Annotated in this window: 7 protein-coding genes; 1 reads left to right on the top strand and 6 read right to left on the bottom strand. The window is 68.1% G+C overall.

Features of this window, described 5'->3' with window-relative positions:
• Positions 1–13: 13 nt before the first annotated feature.
• Complete coding sequence (locus AC06E9_RS17950; RefSeq protein ID WP_282260610.1) at positions 14–1369, bottom strand: sensor histidine kinase; 1356 nt, start codon at positions 1367–1369, stop codon at positions 14–16.
• Positions 1370–1469: 100 nt separating this feature from the next.
• Between AC06E9_RS17950 and AC06E9_RS17945 the strand changes: the two genes are divergently transcribed.
• Entirely contained in the window at positions 1470–3404 is a 1935-nt protein-coding gene (locus tag AC06E9_RS17945) for a GGDEF domain-containing protein (RefSeq protein WP_478056549.1), read from the top strand.
• A 13-nt stretch (positions 3405–3417) separates the two neighbouring features.
• Here AC06E9_RS17945 and AC06E9_RS17940 read toward each other — a convergent pair whose 3' ends face one another.
• The 5 genes from AC06E9_RS17940 to AC06E9_RS17920 all read right to left on the bottom strand — a co-directional run bounded on the left by AC06E9_RS17940 (position 3418) and on the right by AC06E9_RS17920 (position 20589).
• Positions 3418–4428 carry an OmpA family protein gene (locus AC06E9_RS17940; RefSeq protein WP_183073730.1) on the bottom strand — a complete coding sequence of 337 codons (1011 nt, stop codon included), beginning with the start codon at positions 4426–4428 and terminating at the stop codon, positions 3418–3420.
• Positions 4429–4438: 10 nt separating this feature from the next.
• Positions 4439–7795 carry a hypothetical protein gene (locus AC06E9_RS17935; protein ID WP_478056548.1) on the bottom strand — a complete coding sequence of 1119 codons (3357 nt, stop codon included), beginning with the start codon at positions 7793–7795 and terminating at the stop codon, positions 4439–4441.
• Entirely contained in the window at positions 7792–17346 is a 9555-nt protein-coding gene (locus AC06E9_RS17930) for an SdrD B-like domain-containing protein (protein WP_478056547.1), read from the bottom strand. The genes AC06E9_RS17935 and AC06E9_RS17930 overlap by 4 nt, the downstream gene beginning before the upstream one ends.
• Before the next feature lie 195 nt (positions 17347–17541).
• Entirely contained in the window at positions 17542–18291 is a 750-nt protein-coding gene (locus AC06E9_RS17925; RefSeq protein WP_461769707.1) for a response regulator transcription factor, read from the bottom strand.
• 150 nt (positions 18292–18441) lie between these two features.
• Positions 18442–20589 (bottom strand): S46 family peptidase, encoded by a 2148-nt coding sequence (locus AC06E9_RS17920; RefSeq protein ID WP_478056546.1) that lies wholly within the window; start codon positions 20587–20589, stop codon positions 18442–18444.
• Between the last annotated feature and the right edge of the window lie 26 nt (positions 20590–20615).

Genomic DNA, 20615 nt, shown 5'->3' with positions numbered 1-20615 from the left:
CCCGTCGTGGTGCTCATGCCGTGGCCCGCTGGCGGGCGGGAAGCCGGATCCCGATCCGGGTCCCTGCCCCGGGTTTACTGTCCACCTCGACCTCGCCGCCCGCCGCGCGGACCAGGCTGGCGGTCACCGCCAACCCGAGCCCGGTTCCCTCACCCATCGGCTTGGTGGTGAAGAACGGTTCCAGGCAGTGGGCGCGGACCTCCGCATTCATGCCCTGGCCGGTATCGCTGACCCGGATCAACAACTCACCACTGGCGGGCAGGTCGATCAGGGTCAGATCGAACCGGCCGCCATCGGGCATGGCCTGCTCGGCATTCACCGCCAGGCTGAGCAGGATGGACTCCAGCTGCGCCGGATCGAAGTGGATCTGGCCGGTGGCGCCGTCGGTGGCGACGCGGCACTGCACGCGGTCGCCGAACACCTGCTGGAGCATCGGCTCCATGGCCATGACCGTGCCGGCCGCATCCAGCAGCTGGGGGCGCCCCGGGTCCAGCCGGCTGAAATCCAGCAGCCGCCGGCTGACGGTGGCGGCACGGCGGGTCGCCGACTGTGCGCCTTGCAGGGCCTCCTGCAGCGCCTCCTCACCGGTACTGCGGCGGGCCTTGGCGAGATATCCCTGGATCAGCGCCAGCACGTGATTGAAGTCATGCGCGATGCCACTGGCCAGGCGCCCGACGTTCTCCATCTTCATCGCGTGCACCAACTGCTCGCGCGAGCGCTCTTTCTCCTGGATCTCCAACTGCAGTTCATCGCGCTTGCCGGCCAGCTCGGCGCTGCGCTGCCGTGCCACCTGCAGGCTCTCGCGCAGCCCGGTCACGCTGTGGTGCAACAGCCAGGCTCCCAGCCACGTTCCGAACACAGCTATCGCCAGATCGTTCACCGCAAGCAGGACACGGTCCGGACGGAACATCAGGCTGGAGGCATCCACCCACGCCCCCGCCACCATCAACCCGCTCAACCAGGCGGTGGCCCACCCCAGTGGCCGCCGCCCCAGTACGGCGGAGACCAGCAGCACCGGCAGTATCACCACCAGCTGCAGCCGCGATTGTGCCGCCAGCCCCCAGTACGTGTAGGCCAGGGTCGCCAGCAGCAACTCGCCGATCACGAACACAGCGGCTGCCCGCAGCGTGCGACCTGCGTGGTGCTCCAGCAGGCAAACCAGGCACAGCAAGGCGTGAAGGCCGGCGATCAACGGCACCATCACATCCAGGCCGATGCCCATGCGCAGCGCTATCCAGACAGCCATGCACAGGTGGAACAGACCCACCATGTGCAGCAGCCCGCGCAGCATGGCATCGGTACGGCGCCCCAGCGAGGGGGATACGCCGGCGACGGGCACGTCGCGGGGAGAGGGAGGCGGAATGGGCATGTGTGGCAGAATACAGGCCGAAAGCGACAGCAGCCGGCCCCGAGGGGTCATCCAAATGCGTTGCCGCCTGCCTGCACTCGACCGGGAAGTCGTTGCTCCTATGCGTACGTTGTCGCTGGTCCGTCGCGGACTGTCCGCGCTTGTCTGCCTGTTCGCATTGGCCCCGTCCGCTGCGATGGCGCAGCGTTCCGCCGACACGGTGCCGCTGACCGCGCAGGTCGAACAGTGTCACGCCTTGTTGACCAGTGAGCCACGCCTGTCGCTGAGCATGGCGCGCAGCCTGCTGGCCACCCCCTCGCTGCCCGCCTCGATCGAGATCGGTGCGCTGGGCTGCCTGGGCATCGCGCTGCGCTCGCAGGGCCAGCTGGGCCAGACCCTCGATCTGCCTGACAGGCTGCAGGCCGCCGCTGCGCGCGCCGATGCGGGCAAGGAAGACAGGCTGCGGGCGCACTCCATGGCCGCACACCTGCTGCTCTGGCGTGGCGAGCACAGCCAGGCCCTGACGCTGACCAACACCTTCCTTGAAGACGCGGTGCGCGAGCGTGACGTGCAGGGCCAGATCGCCGCGCTGATGCAGATCGCCATGATCCGCGGCGATGCAATGGGTGACGCACAGGGGGCGCTGACGTATCTGCAGAAAGCCACGGTACTCAGCCAGCACATGCGCCGGCCGCCCAACCCGGGCGATCTCATCCTGTATTACAACTATGGCTACGCACTGCTGCGGATGCAGCGGCATGAGGAAGCCAACACGGCCTTCAGCCGGGCCGAGGCGATCGGCACGCGGCTGGGCGGGCAGGAGTTGTTCCTGTACCGCATCGCCAGCCATCGCGCTGAAGTCCAGCGTCTGCGCGGCCAGTTGGCCGACGCCGAGGCCCGGTTCCGCAGCGTGCTCAGCTGGCAGGCAAGGCAAGATCCCCAGGGCCACATCGTGACACTGCAGCGGCTTGCCCGGCTGACCATCGACCAGCACGGTGCCGAAGCCGCACGTCCGCTGGCCGAGCAGGCCCAGATGCAGGCCGAACGCGGTCAGTTCAACGATGAGATCCGCGAGGGCTTGGACCTGCTGGGCGACATCCATATCCTGCTGGGCCACCGCGAACAGGCCCTGGGCTACGCGCGCCAGGCACGGGCGATCGACAGCGCGCGCAGCAAGGGTGACATCCTCAACCAGTTGGCCAAGCTGCAGGCCACTGCCGAGCGCAGCATCGATCCGGCCGAGGTGAATGCGGTGCAGGATCTGGACCGCGTCCGTGTGCTTCGCAACGGCGCGCTGATCGCCCTGCTGGTGGTCGTCACGGTCGCCACGGTGCTCCTGTTGCGCATGCGGCGGCAGCGGCAGCGATTGGCGCTGCTGAGCAGTACCGACTGGGTGACCGGTACAGTCAACCGCCGTGAGGCCGAGCGGCTGCTGAGCCTGGAGTTGGCCAAGGCCGGAGGCGGGCAGCGCAGCGTGGTGATGCTGCTGGAACTGGACGCGTTCAAGGCGCTGAACGAGCAGCATGGCCAGGCAGCGGGGGATGCCGTGCTGCGTGCGGTGACCCGATGCCTGCGCCAGCACAGCGACCGCCATGATCGGATCGCCCGCTGGGCGGGCGGCACCTTCCTCGTGGTCCGTCACGATACCGCCGCCGCAGCGGCCCAGGCGCTGGCCAATCGCCTGCGCGCGGCGATCGAACGGCTGGTGGTGGATATCGGCCCGGGCCAGCACCTGACGCTCACCGCCACTCTCGGGGTGGCCCCCCTGCCGCTGTTCCCCACTGCACCGGCTACGCTGGAGGACAGCCTGCGCGCAGCCGATCGAGCGCTGCAGAGTGCCCGCCGCAGTGGCCACAATGCCTGGGCCATGCTCTGGGGCGAAGAAGCTGGCCGTGATGTGGATCTGTACAGCCTGCTGCACGACCCCGCACGGGCGATGGCCTGCGGCTGGGTGTCATTGGCCGGAAGCCGGCCGATGGCCTGGCTTCCGCCACGCCAGGAGCCTGCACGTCCCGCAGTGGATCAGGACGTGCAGACCGGCCGCGGACAGCGCTGATCGCGCAGGCGGATCAGCGCGTCACCTCGAACCGCACTTCCACCCGCCGGTTCGGCAACAGGCATTCCAGCAGCGCGGCCCGCGGGCGCACGCCATCGCATTGCTGCACCTGCTGGGTATCGCCCTTGTACTCATAGCGGATGCGGTCCGGATCGATACCCCGCCCGATCAGCAGCTCGCGCACCGTACGGGCACGCCGCTCGGACAACGCCTGGTTGGCATCGAAGCCACGCCCCTGCATGCGGTCGGCATGACCCACCAGGGTCACACCGTCCAGCTGCAGTGACTCATCGGCGATGCTGGCCAGCGCGCGGTCCACGCTTTCCAGCGAGTAGGTGCGGATGTCGCGGTACGCATCACGGTCGAACTCGAACAGCACATTGGCCACCAATGGCCCCGGCGCAGCGACGATGGCCGGGGCGACGTCGCACTGGCGGGCCAGCGCCTCGGCGTCATTGACCAGTTCCTCGGCGATCTGGATATACGGCTTGGAATGGCGCCACTGCTGCTGGTTGAACTCATTGCCGGCATGCACCAGCTCGACCTCACCACAGGCGACCTGCTGCTGCGCGCACACGAAGCCCGGCGCACCGTGCAGTACCCGCAGGCGCTGCCACAGGTCATCGCGCAGGTACTTGGCGTTGTTCACCAGCGGCGTATCGGTGGGCAGCGGCGAGACGCCCTGCTCCATGCCGATGATCAGCTTCTCCGATTCGGTCAGCGCCTGCTGCGGGAACGCACTGCGATCGTTGCGGCTGTACTCGTGGAAGGACACGTCCAGCCAGCACTGCGCCTTGGACAGGTGGTAGTCGCGGATCGGGCGCCCACCGTCATTGAGCGCCTGGATGCGGCCCTGGGTGGCCTCATAGGTGCCATGGTCGGCATGGATCGCCTCATCGGTGATGCGCTGCTGCTGCGGCACCAACTGCGCCTGCTGCGCGCCGGCGGGACCGGCCACGGCAGCCAGAAGGGCCGCGGCAAGCAGCGACGGAGCAATACGGTCAATCGGGGAAAGGGTCGTCATCAGGGCATCCTCAGCGTGCCGGGTCGCGGTAGCGGACGGGGTCCGGCCGGAAAAGGTCTTCATCGAACTTGAAGCGCAGGCGCAGGAACACGCCCTGCTGGGTGTACTCGTAACCGTTCAGGTCACGATCGCCGGCGAAGCCGCTCCAGTTGTAGCCGGCCGACAGCCACAGGTTCTGCCGCAGCAGGCGGCCGACCTCCATGCCGTAGGCGTACTGGTTGGCACCGCTCTGCCCACGGAAGGTGGAGCCCAGCACGCCGATATCCCAGTTCTCGGTGATGTCGTACACCACGCGGCCGGAGAACAGCATCGCGCGGAAGCGGCTGTTGACCCGTGCACTATCGGTGTAGGCGAACTGGTCCTGTTGCCACTTGCCGGCCACGCGGCCGGTGAACCACCACGGTCGCGACGGGTGCCAGTCGGCATGCGCCGAGACGATATGCGCGCGGGTGCGTACGTCCTGGCTGCTGCCATCAATGGTGTTGCCGTCGGACAGGGTCAGGCCGCTTTCATCGCGCTCCAGCTTGTACTCGTAGCGGGCCAGCGCGTTGATCCGGTTGCGGTCGGTATCGCGGTAGGCCACGCCGAGCTGGAAACGATCCTGCAGCACATCGCCGCGGACCTCATAGCGGGTGCTGAGCAGATAGTTGCGCGCCAGCAGTGTCCAGTCACGGCTGAGCTTGCGGGCGAGCATGAACTGCAGCAGCGTGGTGTTGAACGCCTCGTTGGCCTCGGTATCGGGCACGTCTTCGGAGATGCGGTGCTCGGCACGGATCGCCCCGCGCCACAGCGGGTTGGCGCTGTAGTCCAGCGCCAGTGCCAGGCCGGTGCTGTCCCCGGTGCTGCCGTCGATCACCTTGACGTGCTCGGCCGAGCTGGCCAGGCGCAGGCCTTCGCGGATGTCCCAGTTGTTGCGGATACCCGAGGCGGCCTGCACATCGCGGCCGCTGATCGAGTCACGCAGGCGGTACTCGCTGAAGGTCTGGGTATCGCGCAGGTAGCTGCTGTCGATACCGAACACCAGCGCATCGGCTTCACGGTCGGTGGTGGTGATGCCGTAGGCGCTGGTCAGGCCGGTCTGCTTCTCATACCGGCCATACACGCGGCTGCGTTCGAACACCTGGTAATCCAGGCCGGCCGCCAGCCGCTTGCGGTCCTCGCCGCTGACGCTGTGCTCCACTTCCGCACCCGCGCTGAGGCGATCGCTCAGGCGGTAGCCCAGGCCGAACCGGGCACTGTCCGATTCCAGCTCGGTGCCGACCGGCAGGTCGCTGGTGATCGGGCTGCCACTGCTGCTGCCGTTGATGACCATCAGGCCGGTCAGCGGATCCAGCGCCTGCTGGCCGTAGCCCAGTGCGCCGCCACCGGATCCGGTCGCAAACCCACCGGTGAGACCGCCAGCATTGCCGAACGGCACCGCGGACGACCACGGCGAGGTCACGCCGATGGTCTCGCGGATGCTGCGCACGCCCAGGTCCACGGTCAGCCGTTCGGTAGCACCGATGCGTACACCGGCACCGCCGGCATCGCGCTTGCCGCCATCGGGGTTGCGGTCCTCGCTGCGCAGGCCTTCCACATACAGTTCCAGCCGCGGGCCCACCCGGTATGCCAACCGCGCGTTGTACTCGCCACGGCCACCGTACAGCGGCGCCGCCGGGTTGTTGAAGGCCGGATCGGTACGTGCGGCGAATACGCGCGCGTCGAGCTTGTCGGCGCTGTGCGCGAACTCCACCCGCCAGGCATCGCCCTCGACCTCCCCGGTGATGTCCTTCAGGCCCTGCGAGGTGATCTGGTTGATCGAGTTGGTGTTGACCTCGCTGCGGGTGCGCGCGAACTCGGCCACCAGCAGCGTGTTGGCGCCGAACCGGTAGCTCGCGTTCGCGCTGCCCATCTTGAACGCGGCATAGGGATTGCGGTCATCGACCGCCGCCGCGCCGACCTCGAGCTGCTCGGTGAGTTTGACCTGCGCATCGGCGCCGACCACCCAGAACTTCTCGGTGCCCTGGTCCAGCTCATAGGTGATGCGCAGCGACACCGGATTGAGATCGCTGTCGAAGGCCGGCAGGAACTGATTGAGCAGGATGCGGCCGGAGAACGGTTCGAAGCTGTAATCGACCAACCGCGCGAGCGAGCGCACCGAGGTGATGCGGGTGGGCTGGTTGCGATCGCGCACGATCACCTCCACCCGCTCGCTGCCTTCCAGCACGGCGTTGTTGCGCAGCGCATACGGGCCACTGCCCTGGCTGCGGAACTCCTCGATCACCTGGCGCAGCGAATCCTGCATCGCAAACACGTTGCTGCGCACGCGCTCGCTTTCGAAATGCCAGCCGAGGCCGGTAGCGGTGCGGTTGTAGGTGCCCAGGCTGCGCTGCGGGATCGCACCACTGCCGCCGATACCGGTTGCGGTGGCCAGCGTATCGCCGGTCTGGAAGTCGCCGTACAGCAGGTAGCTGCGCTGGTTGTCGATGCGCACGTAAAGACGCTCGGCCGAACGCGCATCGAAGCCGCGCAGCGAGGAATCCCCGTAGACCGGGTAGAACTCTTCAGGCTGGATATCGCGCAGCAGGCGACCACGGGTGTCCTTGTCCGAGTCGTAGGCGGCGGTGAGCAGGTACTCGCCCTTGATCCGGCCCTTGACGAAGAACGCGGTGCGCGCGGCGGCGTTGGCCTTGCCGTTGTTGAACTGGCGTTCCCAGCGGCGGATGTCACGGTCGAAGGCATCGTGATGCTCTACCGGCGAGATCAGGCCGGCGTTGCTGCGCCGGCGGAAGTTGACCACGCCTTCGATCAGACCGGTGGCCAGCAGCTCACGCATTTCCGGCAGGAACCCGATCGTGCCCTGCGCCGTCTCGGCGCCGGCAGTGATGCGCAGCACCACGTCCTGCGGCTCATGCGGGGCAAGCAGGTCGAATTCGGCCACGCCATCGACCACCTGCAGCTGGATGCCCGGAGTGACCTTGTCGGCGTCCAGCGCGCCCGGACCGAGTTCATCGGTGCGCGAGCCGGGCAGGCGGATGCGGCCACCACTGGTCTCGATCGTGGCATAGGTGGTGCCGGCCAGCGCGCGGCCGGCGGCGTCCAGCAGCTGCACACGCACATGCACGGCGCTCTGGCCATCGGCCGGTACGCCATCACGGTCCAACTCGACCAGGATCCGGTCGAGCGTGCCCGGCACCGCGCTGTCCAGCGCGCGCGGGGCAGCATCGGTACTGGCCGGGCTGCGCGGGTACAAGGTGCTGGCATCGCCCAGCACCGGCGTGAAGCGGCCGGGGCTGCCGACGCTCTGCGCCATGGCCGGCACGGCAGCCAGGGCGCAGGCGAGCAGGCTCAGGCGCGGCAGGCGGGACAACGTCGCGACGCGGCTCATGGCTGGCCCTCCGTCGAAGCGCCGGCAGCGGGCGGATGGGCTCTGGGTTGCACGATCGGTCTCTGGTTGGCCGAGTCGGTCGCCTGTTGCGGCGCCCGCGCGGGTTTGCTGTCGAAACGCAGGGGCGGCTGCCCGGTCTCGGTCTCCGGCGCACGCACCTCACCCTGGGTACGGCGGGCCTTGACCTGCTCCAGCACCGGGTTGGCACAGCTGCCTTCGATGAAGTCAGCACGGTGCAGCTCACCGTTCTTGAGGTCCAGGAACAGGCTGTCGGCATCGCCCAGGTTGCGGTTGCTGCTGGTGGTCAGGCGCGCGCCGAGCGGCAACGTGCTGGCATCCACCTTCAGCGTGTGGCTCTGCGGCGGCAGGCCGCAGTAGCTGTACTTGCCCTCCGAATCGCTGATCACCCAGGTGCCGTCGGAGAAGTACAGCCGCACGCCGGGGATGCCCAGTTCTTCGCGGTCCTGCACGTGGTTGTTGTTGCAGTCCACGAACACCTTGCCGAGCACGCAGGCCTGGTCGGTGAATACACCGCCGGTGACGCGCACGCGGTACTCGGCACGGTTGGACGGCAGTGCACCCGGCAGCGGCGTGAGGCTGCCGGTGTCGATGCAGCCGCCACTGAAGGCACAGCCGAACGCCTGTGCGCGGTTGATGCCATCGCCCTGCTGCGCGCCCACGCCGACCCGCACGCGGTAGGTCAGCACGATCTGGCCACCGACCGTGATCGGGCCGACATCAAAGCCCAGCAACGGGCCCGGCTTGCCGGACGGATCGGTGACGGCGCGGCCATCGGCACGCGCGGTGCCGTCGATGTAGGTGAAGCCGCGCGGCAGGCGATCGATCACGTTGACCGTGCGCAGCGCGCTGCCTGCGGTCTGGCGGATGGTGATCGTGTACTGCACGGTGTCGCCGATCTCCGCGGTCTGGCGGTCACCGTTCTTGCTGATCGCCAGGCCGGTCGCTACCGCGGTGTCCAGCGGCAGGTGGTTGTTGATGATGGCCGCGGTGTCCGAGCCGGCGAACAGGCCGAGGTAGTACTGCGTCGCCATGCCGACCGCACCGGTCGGTGCCAGACGATTCGGCTGCACCAAGTGGTTGGCACCGGCGCTGCCGGCCGGCGACAGCGAGCCGCCCTGCGGTGGGATCAGCGACGAGACGAACTGATAGCTGCCCGGCGGCGTCACGGTGAGCTGGAATTCGCAGCGGGCCGGCGCGGCCGGGCCGAAGGCGAACTGGTAGAAGCCCTCGCTGCCCACCGTCATCGAGATCGCGCTGCCTTCCAGGCGATAGCCGCCGCTGCCGGCATTGAGCACCGAGGTGCGCGGGTCGTAGCCGGCACACAGGCCGACCGGCGCCAGGGTCACGATCGAGCCCGGAACCGGGTCGCGGGTGGTGGCGTCGTAGACCACGCCCGACGGATCCACCGGCAGGCTCTGCTGCGGCAGGTGCTGGCCCGGGCGGAGCACGACTTCCAGCTGGCTGGTGCCGTTCTCGTTGATCCGGCAGGCGCTGACCCCGGCGCGCGCGATGGCGGCCGGTGCGTCGCAGGCTTCCTGGATCCCGGCCACGGTTTCGCGGGTGACCGGATTCGGCCACAGGATGTTGGAGGTCGGATCGCGGAAGCGGATGTTCCAGGTCACGCCCGGCACCACGTCGCCGAAGCGGTAGCTGCCGTCGGCACCGGTCGTGGTGGTCTTCACCACCTGGCCGCTGGCCGGGTCGACCAGCTCGACGACCCACGATGGCAGGCGCTTGTCGCCGCCGTCCAGCAGCTGGTCATCGCTGCCGATGTCGTACCACACCGTACCGCCGACCGAGGCGGCCAGCTGGACGGCATTGGGCACGCGGCAGGCGTTGAACTGGATCGTTTCCACGCACTCGGGCAGCTGGGTCACATCGCCCTCGAACGCGCCGCGCTCGGCCGGGGTCGGTGCGCGGAATTCATTCTCGCCACCGCCTTCGACCAGCACCGCATTGTTCACGGTACCCGCTTCCGCGGCGGCAGCACCGACCAGCACCTGCACCTCGATGGTGTCCACCGAGGTGGCGCCGGCGGCCAGCACCTGCTGGCTGCGGCAATCGAAGCGGGTGTCGCCCACTGCGCCGGTGCAGACCCAACCGGTCCCGCTCGGCGCCGCCGCCAGGGTCAGCCCCTGCGGCAGCCGGTCGTGCACGGTGTATTCGCCGCGCGACGACTGCTGCCCGCCATTGCGCACCCGGAGGGTGTACGTGGCGATGTTGTTGACGGTGAAGCGTGCGCTGCCCGCGGTCTTGGTGACCAGCATGTCCGGCGAATCGCCGATCTCACCGAAATTGTTGTCGATCGAGTCCCCGCCCAGCGGCAACACGATCTGGCTGACCGCCGAGGGCACCGTGTCGCGGCCGGTGGCCACGCCGGTGACGACACCGTCCACGGCGCCGGCACTGGTGATGCCGTTGAGGGTCTGCGGCGGCTGGGTCGGCTCGGTCACCGTATAGGTGCCCGGACGCAGCTCGTCGAAGCGATAGCGGCCTTCGGCATCGGTGGTAAGCGTGATCGAGACCGCCTGGCCCAGATCATCGGTGCCGGTCAGCACCACGGTGACGTTGGCGATGCCGCCCTCACCTGCGTCGACCACGCCGTTGTCGTTGCTGTCGTTGTAGACCCGGCCGGCGATGCTGCCGGTCGGGATCTCACCGAAGTTGTTGTTCACCGACTGCTGGTTCACGCCCAGCACCACGCCGGTGATCTTCGACGGCGTGCTGCCCGGCGCGGTCACGCTGCCACCGGTGCTGCCGGCCACGGTACGGCCGTCACGGGTGCCCGCCGGCTGGTCCGGCTCGGTGACCGTGTAGGTGCCCGGCGGCAGGTCGCTGAAGCTGTAGTTGCCCTCGGCATCGGTCACGGTGTCGCGGGTGATCGGATTGCCCACCAGGTCGGTGCCGGTCAGGGTGATGGTGACGTTGGCCAGACCGGTTTCGCCGGGGTCGACCACGCCATCGTTGTTGCGGTCGATCCAGACCTTGCCGCTGATGCCGCTGTTGAGCGGAATCTCACCGAACAGGTTGTCCACCGAGGCGATGCCCGGAGTGGACAGATCGATCGTGCTGATGCGGCTGGGCACGGTGGTCACCGGCGTGGCGGTGCCACTGCTGACACCGTCGACGGTGCCCGCGGTGGTGATGCCGTTGCTGGTGCCGGTCGGCTGCTGCGGTTCGGTCAGGGTGTACGTGCCGGGGCGCAGATCGGCGAAGGCGAAACGGCCATCGGCGTCGGTCTGCACGCTGCGCGTGACGCTGGCGCCGGTGTCGTCGGTGCCGATCAGCTCGATGGTGACGCCTTCGATGCCGGTTTCGGCGGCGCCGCTCTGCGCACCATTGTTGTCGGCGTCGAAGAACACCGTGCCGGAGATCGACACCGGCAGCACTTCACCGAAATTGTTGTTGATGGAGGCCTTGCCTGCCGGCAGCACGACCGCGCTGATCGCACTGGGTACGCTCGCCACCGGGGTGGCGGTGCCGACCGCGGTGCCGTCGATGGTGCCGGTGGCCGTAATGCCATTGATCGTGGCGACACCGTTGAACACCGGCTGCGCAGCCTGCTGGGTCACCGTATAGGTGCCCGCCAGCAGGTCGTCGAAGCGGTAGCGCCCGTCGGCATCGGTCGCGACCGCCGCGACCGGCTGGCCCAGCACATCCACGGTGCCGCCCGGCAGCTGCACCTGCACGTTGGGCAGGCCCGGTTCGCCGGCGTCCTGCACGCCGTTGTTGTTGCGGTCCAGGTAGACGGTGCCGGAGAGCGCGGCAGCGCGCTCGCCGAAGTCATTGCCCGTGGAGCCGGTCACGGGCAGGTTGGTGATCGTGATCAGGTTGCCCGGGGTTTGGCGACCCTCGGCCAAGCCGGTCGGCTGGGTCTCGGTGATGCGGTAATCCTGGCCGGCCACGGCGCCGGGATAGCTGTAATGGCCATCGGCATTGGTCACCAGCGTTTCGGTGGTGTCGTCGGCGGTGCCGAACACACCGTCCGGGCCTGCACCCACGATGATCACCTGCACGCCGGGGATGCCGACGTCGCCGGCGTTGTTGTCGCCGTCATCGTTGCGGTCCAGGTAGACCGTGCCGCTGATCGGGGCGTTGGCCAGCTCACCGAACAGGTAGCCGGTAGCGTCCTGTCCGGGGTTGATGGCGATGCCGGAGATCACGTTGGGCACGGCGGTGCTGCCCGGCGTGGCGGCGTTGCCGGCGGTGTGCTTGCCGTCCAGGTAGGTGGCCGGCTGGGTTTCCGTCAGCGTGTAGCCGGTGCCCGCCTGGGCCGGCAGCAGATCGCTGAAGCGGTAGGCGCCATCGGCGTCGGTGGTCGCGGTCAGGGTGACCGGATTGCCGAGCACATCGGTACCGGTGAGCGTCACGATCACGTTGGCGATCGGGTTCTCGCCGCTGTCGCGCAGGCCGCTGTTGTTGCCGGCGGCCACGTTGGAGAAATCTTCGTAGACCGAGCCGGCGATCGAGCCGAGCTTCTCGCCGAAATCATTGCCGCTGGAACCGGTCAACGGCAGCGCGGTGATGTCGATCTGGTTGCTCGGGTTCTCGGCCGCATCGGCGTAGCCCTGCGGCTGCGTTTCAGTGATGCGGTAGTGCTGCCCCACGACCAGGTTGTCGAAGGTGTAACGGCCCTGTGCATCGGTCTGCACGGTGACCGGCGGCAGATCGTCGGCGGTGCCATAGAGGCCGTCCGGGCCTGCGCCGGTCAGGGTGATGGTGACGTCCAGCAGGCCACCATTGGGCTGCGAGCCGCGGCCGCCGGCGTCACCGGCGTCGAAGTCGCCATTGCCGTTGCGGTCCAGGTAGACGTGGCCGGAGATGGACGTGATCGCGTCTTCGCCGAAGTTGAACGCGGTACCGTCGTCGCCACTGGACAGATCGATGCCGACAATGCGGTCCGTCGTGGGCGCATCGCCGCTCGCGCCGGTGGTCACCGTGCAACTCGTGCAGGCGACGCCGCCGATCAGGCCGGGATTGATCGCGCTGGGGCGGTTGCGATAGCTGCCATCCGGCAGCACTTCGCGCAGCGTATAGACCTGCAGCGGGTCCAGCCCGATGAAGCTGTAGCTGCCGTCATTGCCGGTGGTGCGGGTGTCCAGCACGGTGCCGGAAGCATCGAGCAGCTCGATGGTGGCGTTGGCGATCGGCGCATCACCGGCATCGCGCACATTGCTGTAGTTGCTGTCCACGTAGACGACGCCGGACAACGACGGGCGACGCACTTCCGGGAAGTTGTAGCGCACGGCATCCACGCCCGCGCCCAACGCGATCGTGGTGTAGACCGAATCGGCGCTGGTGACCGGCGTTACCGCGGCGAAGACACCACCAGCCGACGGCGCCTGCGCGCCCATTGACGGCGGCGCAACCGGACCGTTGACGTAGGCGGTCGGCTGGCTCTGGGTCAGGGTGTAACCGGCGGTACCGGCCGGGGCCAGGTTCTCGAAGCGGTAGGCACCCTGCGCGTCGGTGGTGGCATCCAGCGAAACAACATTGCCGTACGCGTCTTCACCACTGAGGTGCACGGTGACGCCGGAGATCAGCGGCTCACCACTCTGCAGCGTGCCACCGTTGGCACCGTCGCGGTCGCGGTCCTGGAATACCACGCCGGCCAGCGAGGAACGCACCACGGTGTGGGTGGTGGTGTCCTCGTTGTTGCCCGGCTCCGGATCGAGCTGGTCGCTGGTGGCCTTGGCGGTATTGAGGCCATTGCCGTTGGCCGGAAGCGTGGTCCAGCGCGCGGGAATCAGCACGCGCACCTGCCCGTCCAGGGCCAGGTCGCCCATGCGGCAGGTGACGGCGCGGCCCACCAGCAGGCAGTTGCCGAGGCCGGTGGTCTGCACGCCCGGGTCCGCAGTGGCGCCGCGCTTCTGCCAGGTGATCGCAGCCGCGCCGCCGAGCACTTCCAGCCCTTCGGGCAGGGTATCGGTGACGACCACGCCATCGCCGTTGAGCGGGTTGGTACCGCTGCGATCGCGCGAGAGGCTGTGCCCGGGGCCGTGATTGATCACGTCCAGCACGAACCAGAACGGCTGGTGCAGGCTGACGGTGCCCGCCGCCGCCGGCAAGGCCTGGGCGGGGTCGGCATTCGGGGCAAGCACCACGCTGGACTTCTTCATTTCCAGGTCCGCGCGGGTGCGGATGCTGGTTTCCTGGGTGGCGGTGTTGTTGCTGGTGTCGCTCTCTGCTTCAGAGGACCGTGCGGTGACCGAGTTCTTCAGCGTTTCGCCGGTCGCCGGCGGTGCGGTCATGTACTGGTAGACCAGATACAGATAGCTGGTCTGGTTGGCGGTGATGACGCCTTGGTCGGCCGTGGGGACACCGGCGCTGGGCATGGTGCAGGAAATGGTCTGCGGCCCGGTGCTGGGATTGGTGCTGCCAGCAGCCACCGAGCAGCGGGAGCCGACCGGCTCCAGAGCACCCTGCGGACCGGCGATGTTGCCGGTTTTGCTGCCGACCAGGCTCACGCTGGCGCCGGGCGGCGGGCTGATGGTGTCATCGATCATCGTATGCGTGGCCAGCGAGGGCCCCGCGTTGCGCACGCTGATCTGGTAGTAGATGTAGTTGTTGCTTTCCATCCCGGTGCGGGAGTCGAAGCCCAGCGGGTCCACCGCGCCGATGAAGTTCTGGTCGATCTTGTTGACAATCAGATCCACGCGACCGGCGTCGAAGGGCAAGGTGGCGTCCTTGGTGTCGTCGTCGGTGCGGCTGTTGTAATCGTAGGTACGGCCATTGGCATCGGTGCCGCTGGACGGGTCCGGCGTCCCATCGCCATTGAGGTCGAAATGGAAGCCACCGGTGTTGGTGAACTGGCGTCCGGTATTGCCACTGTTGACGTTCGGGCGGATCTCCACCGTCATCGTTTCCGTGGAGTTGTTGGCCATGTCCTTGGGCGTGCAGGTCAGGCGCAGCGTGGCCGGTGCGCCACCGGTGTTGAACCAGGAGGTGCCGCCGGGCGCCGGTGCGGAGCTGACCGACGGGTCGGTCGTGGTGACCTTGCACGCCTTTTCCGCTGCGTCCGAACCGGTGCGCAGGGCGGAAAGCAGCACGAAGCCGGCATCGTTGGCAGGCAGCGTGAACAGGTCGCTGAAGACCACACCGCGTGCCGTCGATGGCCCCATGTTCTGGTAGGTGATGCGATAGATCGTGTTGACGCCGGCGCGCCCGGGAGTACCCGAGGTGATGTCCTTGCGGGTGGTGGCGACATTGGCCACCGCATCGATCTGGACCCAGTCCGAGGCGGTGTTGTTGCTCTGGTCGATCTCGCCGAGCGCGCCGGGGATGGCCGGATTGATACGGACACCGGCCGTATTGCAGAAGCGACCCGGCAGCAGCGGCTGACCGCCGCACGTGCCGGCCGGCTGGTTCTGACTGTCGAACAGGCCGCGGTTGACGGTAAAGCCTACGACCGCGGTCTCGTTGCGGCCCAGCACCGTGGTACCCGCATCGCACACCCACGCGCTGCCAATCAGGCGGCAGGTCCAGCCTGCCGGCGTGGCGTCCGCAGTCACCGTGGTGATCCCGTTGACGAAGCCCGGGATCGGATCGTTCACCACCACGCCAGTCGTGGCTGCGCCGCCGTTGCGGATGGTCAGCGTGTAGCTCACCGAGGCGTCGCTGTTGCGGATGATGTTGTCGGCCTCGCCCGTCGCGTTGGTCTGCTTGGTGATCGACAGGTCGGCACGGTCGTCGGTGGCACGGCTCTCGCCACCGGCGCAGTCATTGGTGTCGTTCGGGTCGCGATCGATGCCGCCGGCGGTACCCGGCTCGAGCGAGCCGCCGCTGCCACCGGTGCAGGCCTCGTTGCGCAGCGCCCCGGCGGTGCGCGCCAGGGTCTGCAGCGCCAGTGCGGGCGCGTTGGCATTGACAGCCACCGGGTAGCCGGTGGCCAGGGTGCAGGTCACCGTTTGTGCCCGACCGACGGCCCAGACACGGTTGACGCTGCAGCTCCACCGCCCCACGACCACCGAGGTGCCGGGCAGGATCGGCTGCCCGCTGGCATCCACCCACTCCTCGCCGGGTGCCAGCGTATCGACCACCTGCAGATTGCTGGTCACCGTGCGCGGCCCCAGGTTCTGCACGCCCAACGTGGACGTCATCATGCTGTCGCTGCGCACGCCGGTGCCGTTCCACACCGGCACCAGCAGCGGGGCCTTGGACTTGCTCATGCGCAGGTCGGCGCCATCGGGAATGACGGTCAGGCCAACGGTGCCACTGTTGTTGCCCGGCACCGGGTCCGGCGTGGCCGCACGGATCTCTGCCGTATTGCTGACCACCCCACTGCTGTTGGTACCGGTCGAGGGCACCTGCGCGGTGATGGTGATGATCGCCTGCGCACCCGGCGCGAAGCTGCCGGCCAGGGTGCAGGTGCGTACGCTCGCTCCGGCATTGCTGATGCAGGTCCAGCCGGCCGGCGCCACGCCACCGGTGATCACGAATCCTTCCGGCATCGCGTCGGTCACCACTACGCCGGTGGCCGCACTCGGGCCATCGTTGCGCGCGGTCAGGGTATAGGTCACCACCGAGCCCGCCGCCGCCGGGGCCGGCGAGACCGACTTGGACATCGCCAGGTCAGCACCGGCGGTGACCGCGGTGGTCACCTGCGCGGCATTGTTGTCCGGCACCGCATCGGGTACCGAGCCGGCATTGACCACGGCGGCATTGACGATGTTGCCGGTGCCGACGTTGACCTTGCCGCGGAACTGATAGCTCGCGCTCGCGCCCACGGCCAGGGTGCCGTTGTAGGTGCCGTCCTGCGCACTGAAGCTCCAGTCCGCACCGCTCGGTGCACCGACCAAGGTGACGTTGGGCGGCAGCGTATCCACCACGTGGAAGCCGGTGGTGACGCTGGGGCCGTTGTTCTTGACGGTCAGGGTGTAGGTGATTTCGCCGCCACCGATCACCGGGTCGGGCGTGGCGGACTTGCTCAGTTCCAGATCGGCAGCGGCCTGGATCGTCGTGGTCTGGTTGGAGATGTTATTGCCGGTATTGGTGTCACCGGCAAAGAAGGGGTCATTGCCCGGCAGCGTCACGATCGGCGTGGTCGCCGGCGGCAGTGCGGCGGCGAAGCCGATCGCCGCATGCAGGGTGATGGTGGCCGGCTGGGTCTGCACGGTGGTGACCGGCAGTTTGAACTGGTACGGCGCGCCGGACGCGGTCAAGGTGGGGTTGGTGCACACCACGCGGGTCGTGCCGGCACTGCCGGGCGAGGCGCTGCAACCGGCCGGTGCCGGGCTGCCCAACGCCGTGCCGACCGGCAGGTCGATGATCGTGACGCTGCCGGCCGCGGTGTCGTTGGCACCGTTCTCGACCTTGATGTTGTAGATCACCGTGGTGCCCGCCGGTACCGGGTCGTAACCGGTATCGGAGAAATCGGTGATCTGCAGATCGATCGCCAGGGCAGACAGCGGCAGGACCAGCAGCAGGGTCGCCAGGGTGGCGCGCCACCAGCCCAGGCGGGCGGATGTGTCTGCGCGCTCGAACGGCGTCACCGCCGCGCAGATGGCTGCGCGATCGCTATGGCTGGACATGCGTTGTTCCCCTGTTCCGGTCTCTGCTGCTTTCAGAGGGAACGCACTGCGCTCCCGTGACGTGATGCGACCTGACCGTGCACGACTGTCGTCATTGGCACGCTCAGGCGGGGCGCATTGTGGTGGTGCAGCATCGGCAAGTCAGTGCCGCCCGCTCACGCTGGCTCACACTTGCTCACACGGGGAAACGCCGCCTCAGGCGGTCAGCAGGTACCCCTGTCCACGCAGGGCGCGCATCGGCAGTTCCGCGCCGGTGGCCGCACGCACGCGCGCGCGCAGGCGATGCACCAGCACGTCCAGCCGATGCGGGTCGAAGTCCCAAGGGGTATCGGTGATGCGTTCGATCAGACGCTCGCGGGTGATCGGCTCACCCGCCGCGTCGAACAACAGTTGGAGTGCAGCACGCTCCATGGCGGTCAAGGCGAGCGTGTGCTGCGTGGGCGACTGCAGCGTCCAGCCATCAGCAGAGAGCTGCCAGGCCCGCTGCACCTCCGTGACGGTCTGCACGGCCGGGCGCCCTGCGGACAAGCGACGACGCAGGCTGAGCAGCCCGGCGGCCAGCACGTCCAGGTCCAGCGGTTTCACCAGGTACACATCGGCCCCCTGGGTCAGGCCATGCGCCATGTCGTGCGGACTGCCACGCCCGGTCAGCATCACGATGCCGATATCCGCGGCCTGACGCAGGTGGCTGGCCACCGTATACCCGTCTTCGCCGGGCAGGCCGACATCGAGCACGACGATATCGCAGCGATCATGCAACAGCGCGCGGTAGAGCGCCTCTGCACTGCCCAGGCCCCGCACCGCGGCACCGCGCCACTGCAGGTCATCGAGCATCAGGGCCAGCAGTTCCGGGTCGTCCTCGACCACCCAGACGGTCAAACCGTCCAGTTCCTTGTGTGCCGCTGGCAGCTGCGCGCCGCCGCGGTTGTCCTGGTCTGCCGTCACGTGACCGCTGCCTCCCTTCACCGGCCTGCAGTCTAGCTGCCGCCCGGAAACGAGCCAAATGCGATAGCGGCCGCACCCCGATCGACGGGTGCCACCGCTTGGAAACGGCTGTTGCCGGTCACGACCGTGGATCGTGACCGGCCCTGTCCTTTACTCGGCCGGAACGCCCATTTCCTTCAGCAGCTCCGGCGCCGGGTAAACCTTGGCCAGCAGCCAGCGCAGGTAGCGCATGTCCACGTGCACCGCGCGCTTGAAGCGCGGGTCGAACCACCAGCTGGCGCTGACCGACTCCCAGTTGCTGTCGAAGTTCAGGCCGATCAGCTCGCCCTTGGCGTTGAGTACCGGCGAGCCGGAGTTGCCACCGGTGGTGTCCAGGTTGGTCAGGAAGTTGACCGTCTGGGTCTTCAGCACCGGATCGGCGGTGGAACCGAAATCACCCTTGGCGATCGCGTCCAGCAGCGGCTTGGGTGCATCGAACGGATAAGCGTTGGTGTTTTTCTCGACGATGCCGGCCACGGTGGTCACCGGGTCGAAATGCACCGCATCACGCGGCGACAGTGCCTCGACCTTGCCGTAGCTGATGCGCAGCGTGCGGTTCGCATCCGGGTAGACCGCGCGGCCCTGCTTGGCACGCCAGGCGAACAGCGCCTGCATGTACGCCGGGCGCAGTCGCAGCTGCTCGCCTTCGCGGGTCTTGCGCTCGTCATCCAGGCGCAGTTGCGCGGCGACCAGCGGGCCAGCCAGATCGATCAATGGATCGCGTGCCAGCGCCTTGCCCTCTTTCGCCGCGGCAAAGCGCGACAGGCGCTCGGCTTCGTCGCCCAGGTGCGTGTTCGCGTACAGCGTATCCAGAGTCTTGGCGAGTGCGGCCGGGGTGCGGCCGAAGGCAGCGTCGAACGCGGGCACGCGCTGCGCATCCGGCAGCTGCTGGTAGCGGGTCAGCAGCGTGGTCAGCAGGGCTTTTTCGATGGCCGGATCGTAACGGCGCTGGACCTGCTTGAGCACGCCCTCGATCAAGGCCAGATCGCGCTGCTGATAGCCCGTGTCACGCTCGGCATCGGGCTTGGCCGATTCGATGCGCAGGCGCTCCAGGGTCAGTGCCGAGCGCAGCAGCTGGCTCTGCGCCGCGAGCAGATCGAGCAGCAGATCGCGTTCGCCCACCGAGGCGCCGCTGGACAGCGAGGTCAGCAGGGACTGGATATCGTCCCGGTAGTTCGCGTCGGTGGCCTGCAGCATCGCTGCCTCATCGGCGGCACGCTGCGCCTTGGCATCGCTGCGCAGCAGGCCTTCCAGCTCACCGGCGGCGCGCTTGCGGTTGTTCTTCAGCGACTGCAGCTGCGAGGCGTAGCGAGTGCGTGCCTGCGCGTCCTTTGCACTGGCCGCTTCGATGGTGTTGATCATCTGCTGGAACACCGCCACGCGGCGCGGCAGCACGGCATCGATCTGGCTGGCGAATTCCGCGGCGGTGCGATGGCGGTAGGTGATGCCCGGATAGCCGGCCAGCATGGCGTAATCGCCCGTCTTCGGGCCGTCGATCGCCATCTTCAGGTGTGCTGGCGGGTGGTACGGCACGTTGTCCACGCTGTACGGCGCGGGCTTGCCGTCCTTGCCCACGTAGGCACGCAGCAGGGTGAAATCGCCGGTGTGGCGCGGCCACATGAAGTTGTCGATCTCATCGCCGTAGTTGCCGATCGCGCGCGGCGGCGCGTAGACCAGGCGCACATCGCTCAGCTCGAGCTGCCGGATGCGATAGAAATCGGTGCCGTAGTACATGTCCGCCACGCTGCAGCGGATGTTGCCTTCCTTCTCGCACTCGGCCACCAGCTGCTTGCTGGCGCGGTCCACCGCGTCGAAGTACGCCCGCCCGGTCTTGCCGCGCGCATCGCGCAGCACTTCATCGGTGACCTTGTCGAACCCGACCGTGACCAGCACGCGGAAATCGGGGTTGGCCGCGCGCTCATCGCTGCGGCCGGTGGCGATGAAGCCCTCGTTGATCAGGTTGTGCTCGGGCGAGGTGTTGTACTGGATCACGCCCATGGCCACATGGTGGTTGGTCAGCAGCAGGCCGTCGTCGGAGACGAACGAACCGGTGCCGCCACCGGCACGCACGACCGCACTCAGCGGCGGCGCGGTGACGTTGGCCAGGTCGCCCGGGTTGCCCTTGAAGCCGGCCGCCTTCAGCGGTTTGGCCAGGTCCGGCAGCTGGGTCGGCATCCACATGCCTTCGTCGGCATGGGCGCCGGCGGCGAGGGTCAGGCCAAGCGCCAGCGCGGCGGTGAGGGGTTTGCGTGAAGACATGGGCACATCCGGTACGTCAGAACAGC

Source organism: Stenotrophomonas sp. Steno-Z10-BAI (assembly GCF_056393115.1).
The sequence above is the reverse complement of the archived record's forward strand: the minus strand, read 5'-3'. Positions and strand labels throughout refer to the sequence as shown.

What these genes read in the sequence shown, in the direction of transcription:
- AC06E9_RS17950 (WP_282260610.1), bottom strand. Translation starts at nt 1,369, where the DNA reads ATGCCCATTCCGCCTCCCTCTCCCCGCGACGTGCCCGTCGCCGGCGTA.
- AC06E9_RS17945 (WP_478056549.1), top strand. Translation starts at nt 1,470, where the DNA reads ATGCGTACGTTGTCGCTGGTCCGTCGCGGACTGTCCGCGCTTGTCTGC.
- AC06E9_RS17940 (WP_183073730.1), bottom strand. Translation starts at nt 4,428, where the DNA reads ATGACGACCCTTTCCCCGATTGACCGTATTGCTCCGTCGCTGCTTGCC.
- AC06E9_RS17935 (WP_478056548.1), bottom strand. Translation starts at nt 7,795, where the DNA reads ATGAGCCGCGTCGCGACGTTGTCCCGCCTGCCGCGCCTGAGCCTGCTC.
- AC06E9_RS17930 (WP_478056547.1), bottom strand. Translation starts at nt 17,346, where the DNA reads ATGTCCAGCCATAGCGATCGCGCAGCCATCTGCGCGGCGGTGACGCCG.
- AC06E9_RS17920 (WP_478056546.1), bottom strand. Translation starts at nt 20,589, where the DNA reads ATGTCTTCACGCAAACCCCTCACCGCCGCGCTGGCGCTTGGCCTGACC.